General features: G+C 66.2%; 5 protein-coding genes. 1 reads left to right on the top strand and 4 read right to left on the bottom strand.

Features of this window, described 5'->3' with window-relative positions:
- Nucleotides 1-210: hypothetical protein (locus PJB24_RS15745; RefSeq protein WP_273847595.1), on the bottom strand; the 210-nt coding region annotated here is incomplete at its 3' end.
- A 141-nt stretch (nt 211-351) separates the two neighbouring features.
- On the opposite strand from PJB24_RS15745, the gene PJB24_RS15740 reads away from it, so the two are divergent.
- Nucleotides 352-1,140, top strand: a complete 789-nt coding sequence (locus tag PJB24_RS15740) for an IclR family transcriptional regulator (RefSeq protein ID WP_273847593.1) — start codon at nt 352-354, stop codon at nt 1,138-1,140.
- Here PJB24_RS15740 and PJB24_RS15735 read toward each other — a convergent pair.
- The 3 genes from PJB24_RS15735 to PJB24_RS15725 form a co-directional block, all read right to left on the bottom strand.
- On the bottom strand, nt 1,137-1,616 hold the full coding sequence (locus tag PJB24_RS15735) for a MaoC family dehydratase (RefSeq protein ID WP_273847591.1): 480 nt from the start codon (nt 1,614-1,616) through the stop codon (nt 1,137-1,139). The two genes, PJB24_RS15740 and PJB24_RS15735, sit on opposite strands and share 4 nt — an antisense overlap.
- Nucleotides 1,617-1,709: 93 nt before the next feature.
- Nucleotides 1,710-2,054, bottom strand: coding sequence for an iron-sulfur cluster insertion protein ErpA (erpA, locus tag PJB24_RS15730; protein WP_273847589.1), 345 nt, complete (start codon nt 2,052-2,054; stop codon nt 1,710-1,712).
- An 80-nt stretch (nt 2,055-2,134) separates the two neighbouring features.
- The coding region (locus tag PJB24_RS15725) for a transglutaminase TgpA family protein (RefSeq protein WP_273847587.1) at nt 2,135-4,457 on the bottom strand (2,323 nt) is incomplete at its 5' end.

Raw genomic sequence — 4,457 nt, 5'->3', positions numbered from 1 at the left:
GCACGCAGGCGCCCGCCGCGCCTCCCCCGCATCCACCGAGACTATCCGCGCGTGCGCCTGCGTGCTGCGTACCACCGCAGCATGCGCCACGTTCCCGACCGGCTCTATGTCGTCGATGAAACGCCCCCTGCCCGTGAGCAGCCGACGGTCCTCGACCCGCCCGTGGCTCCGCCCGATGAGCCCCCCGACCCGTTCCCGTACGGTCTCCACTCCCCACCTCTTTTCTTTATACGAAACATCTTTGCTGTTTTTTCAGAATAGCGCCGTATGGGGCTCTGTTCAACCCGCTTGACGCGTATGTAACGCGTTTTCTATACTGATTTTAGAAACCTTGTTTTTCATGGGAGGAGAGTGACGGGAGCGCGCGGACACGAGAGGGCACAGATCCTGAAGTCGCTCGAGACGGGGCTGAGGGTTCTGGGGTGCTTTGAGGGAGCGAAGTCTGAGTGGGGCGTCACCGAGCTCGCGGGAGAGCTCGGGGTGAGCAAAGCCAGCGTCTACCGGGTGCTCGCGACGCTGGAGCGGCACGGGTACGTGCTACAGGACGAAGGGAGCGGACGTTACCGGCTCGGCAGCCGCCTCATCCGGCTCGGGCGGCTGGCGGCGAACCACTTCAGCCTACCCGAGCGTGCGCTGCCGTTGATGCGGGAGCTGCGGGACGAGACCGGCGAGGAGGTTCATCTGGCCGTCCTCGACGGGAGGGAGGCGGTCTACATCGCGAAGGTGAACGGGCTGAGGCCGGTGCAGGTCGTCTCGGAGATAGGTGACCGCTGTCCGGCGCACTGCGTCTCGACGGGCAAGGTTTTGCTGGCGCACGCCGACCCGGCGCTGGTGGAGGGCATGATCTCCGAAGGGCTCGTCTGCTACACCGACAGGACGCACGCCACGGCCGGCTCCCTGCTCGAGGAGCTGGAGAAGATACGCGGGCAGGGTTACGCGGTCAACTGGGGCGAGTGGAGGGAAGACGTGAGGGGGGTGGCGGCGCCCGTTGTGAACGCGGACGGGAGCGTCGTCGCCTCGGTCGGCATCTGCGGGCCGGCCTTTCGTCTCGACGAAGGTTTCATACAGAAGAGCATTCCCGCCGTCGTGGGCTCTGCATCCCGGCTCTCCGGTCAGCTGGGAGCGCCGGAAGAACGCTAACGCTCCGGGCGGCGCAGGACGAGGTTGACCGCCCTCATGCTCATCACCGCCTCGCCCCGCCGATCGAGAACCTCGATCAGCGAGCGAACGATCCCCCGATCAGGTTTAGAGCGCGAACGTCGGGTCTCGAGCACGCTCACCCGCACCGAGAGCTCGTCTCCGGGGCGTACCGGCTTGATCCAGCGCAATTCGTCCACGCCGGGAGAACCCAGGCTGGAGACGCTGGAGAGGTAGCGCCCGGCGTAGAGGCGCATCATCAGTGAGACGGTGTACCAGCCGCTCACGATCAGACCACCGAAAACCGTCTCCTTCGCGGCCTCGGGGTCGGTGTGGAAGGGTTGCGGGTCGAACCGCCGGGCGAAGTCGATGGCCTCGTCCTCCTCCACCCTGACCGTTCCGAGCTCGTGCACGGAGCCCGCGACGTAGTCCTCGAAGTACCGCTCTCCTCCAGGCTCGGTGAAAGCAGAGTTCCCCATGATCCCCCTCGTATAGCGCCTCCCTCCGAAGGAGGCAAGAGAGAAGGCCCGGGACATCCCGGGCCTTCACGACCATTCCGCTGCGGCTCTAGCCTAGCAGGTGAAGGACCCTCCGCAACCGCAGGAGCCCTGGACGTTGGGGTTGTTCACGGTGAAGCCCGCGCCCATCAGCCCGTCGACGTAGTCGAACTCGCTGCCCATGATGTAGGGGACGCTCATCGCGTCGACGAGAACCCGGACGCCCTTGGTCTCGAAGACCTCGTCGTCCTCCTGGACCTCGTCGTCGAAGTAGATGTTGTACTGGAAGCCGCTGCAGCCGCCGGGACGCACGCCGATACGGAGCGCAAGGTCCTCCTCGCCCTCCTGGGCCATGAGTGCCTTGACCTTCTCGGCCGCCGCGTCGGTGATCGTAAGGATGGTTTCCTGCTTCTGCTCCATCGGCACCTCCAGGGGAATGTGCTGTAGCGGGCTCTGGTTTTACCTGCGCACGCTGATTATTACACCGCTCGCGGGACATATCAACGTCCGAGGGCGCGCCGCAGCGCCTCCTTCGCCCGTCGCAGCCGGGCCGGGAGCGTCTTCTTCAAGAGGCCGCCGAGACGCCGTCTCGCGCTCCCGCCCGCTCTGTGAACGAGTGAGGTGGGGTTGAAGAGGCCAGTCGTCCGCCTCCAGCGGGGCAGGGCATCGAAGGCGCGCAGGGCCCGGCGGTAGGCCCGGACGATCTTTGCGCGGTCAACCCCGGCATCGTCTCCATAGAGATATCCGGAGTAGTACCCGGCGAACTCCTCGAACGGCTTCTCGTCGAGGGAGGTCTCGGCGGCGAGCAGGCGCAACCGCTCGGTGGGCGTGAATGCCGGTGAGTCAGCGATCCCGGCCCTCCCCGGCGGGAGCACGTCCTCGAGCCTGCCGACGAGATCCCTGTAGAGGGTCTCTGGAGCCTCCCCGCGCACCAGTGCCCGCTTGGAGAGAGGCGAGGCCGCGAGCAGCGCCACCAGGATCGCCGGGAGGATCTCCCAGGGCAGAGCACCGCCCTCCTGCTCGTCGGAGCGGCGCGGGCTGCGCCGACGGTGGCGCGTGCCGCTTTTAGCCCGCGTCTTCTCCTTGCCTTTCGAGTTCTCCTGCGAGGGGCCGTTGTAGGCCTCGTGCAGCTGCCGCTGGTAGCCCGGAGAGTTGGGCACCTGGTCCTCCTGCGCCGGAGAAACCTGGGGTTGTGGGGCAGGAGCGTTCCTATCCATCGCAGACGTCACCACGAAGCCCGGCGTCGGGTCGAAAGGATACCAGCCGACGCCAGGGAAGTAGACCTCGACCCAGGTGTGCATGTTCTCGCCCCTGACGAGGTATTCATCAGGACGGATCATCTGCCCGGTCGTCGCACCGTAGACGTTGCGCGTGGGTACCCCGAGCCTGCGGCATATGAGCGCCATCGTGCTCGAGAACTGGGTGCAGAACCCCTCCCTGCGCGCGAGGAACTCCTGCAGCTCGCTGCCGGCCTTGTAGTTGACGTTAAGATTGTAGGTGAAGCCGCCATCGTACTTGAGGTAGCTGTAGACCGCGCGCGCCTTGTCGTAAGGGGTGCGCGGGCCATAGCGGCGCAGGATCTCCCTCTCAACCCTGACGAGGTTCTCGGGCAGACCGTCCGGAAGCTGCAGGTATTTCTCCCTCACGACACCGGGATAATCCGTCCCGGCGAGCTGCAGCTGCAGGGCGGTCGGCTGGGGAACCCTGGAGAGTACCCTGTAGTAGGTCCCCTTCTGCAGGGTATGGCCGACGTACCACGAGCCGTCGGCGTGGCGGCGCGCGCCGGGCACCGAGGTCTCGACTATCTCGTAACCCCCAAAGATCAGGTTCGTCTGGGCGTCCAGGATCTCGAAGATCTGGAAGACGTCCTCCGTCTCGACGCCCGGGTAGATGTCAGTCCCGACACCCTCCTCTGCCCCAACCGTGCTCGACCACCTGAATCCGTCGAAATGGTCCAGCGTGCCCCCGCGCCAGAACAGCGGCCGGCTACTCCGGACCTTCATCAATCTTGCCTCACGCCCGGCGGAGAGGTAATTGCCGACGTCGGCCTGGGCGGAGAGCCGCGAGGTCTGCCGGAGGCTCGTGCCGAGCTTGGTCCAGTCGACGAGCCCCGGGCGTATCAGGCGGTCGAGAAGCGGCAGGCGTGGAAGAGCCAACACGAGCCCGGAGATGGCAAGCACCACGAACTCCCCTCGTCCCAACTCGCGCCCTATCCGCCGCCCGCCGACAGGCCCGGAGGATTCGGCGGAGATCAGGAGCACAGCACAGACCACGAAAGACGCGAAGTACGGCCCGATACCGTCCTCGAAGCTCACCGTGCTCACCACGCCGATGGAGAGCCCGAGCAGCACCATGGAGAGGACCGGGCTCCCGGCCCGGAGGGTGGTAGCGGTGGCCGTGGCGCCGAGCAGGACCACCAGCGGCAGGAAGATCAAGAACAGTCCCGGGGCGAGGTCGTAGGGGACCTTCTCCAGGTACATCATCCCAGCCGCCTCGTAGACGTCGCGGGCCATCTCCAGGCCGAGCGCCCTCCACCCGGAAGGAGAGAGCGGCGGGAAGCCGTAGACGGAGACCAGGGTGTAGAGCGCCCCGCACACGACGGTCAGAATCATCCGCCGGCGGCGGACCGAAGCGGACATCACGCCGACGAGGACAGCCCCGGCAAAAAGCGCGAACGCGCTCCCGCTCAGCCCCAGAAGCCCACCCGCCTCCCCCCGCAGGTCTCCGGTGAACATCACGCTGAAAGAAGTCCCCGCGCTGAGACATGCCCCGTACAGTGGCACCAGCGTCCTGAGCTTCCTATCCGACAGAACGCCCCCTCCC

The organism is Rubrobacter calidifluminis (genome assembly GCF_028617075.1).
In the GTDB taxonomy this organism is placed as follows: Bacteria; Actinomycetota; Rubrobacteria; order Rubrobacterales; family Rubrobacteraceae; genus Rubrobacter_E; species Rubrobacter_E calidifluminis.
Note: the sequence above shows the minus strand (reverse complement) of the source record. Positions and strands in the feature narration are given on the sequence as shown.

Bases quoted from the DNA above. Each gene is read 5' to 3' on its own strand.
- PJB24_RS15735 (WP_273847591.1), bottom strand. From the start codon at position 1,616: ATGGGGAACTCTGCTTTCACCGAGCCTGGAGGAGAGCGGTACTTCGAG.
- erpA (WP_273847589.1), bottom strand. From the start codon at position 2,054: ATGGAGCAGAAGCAGGAAACCATCCTTACGATCACCGACGCGGCGGCC.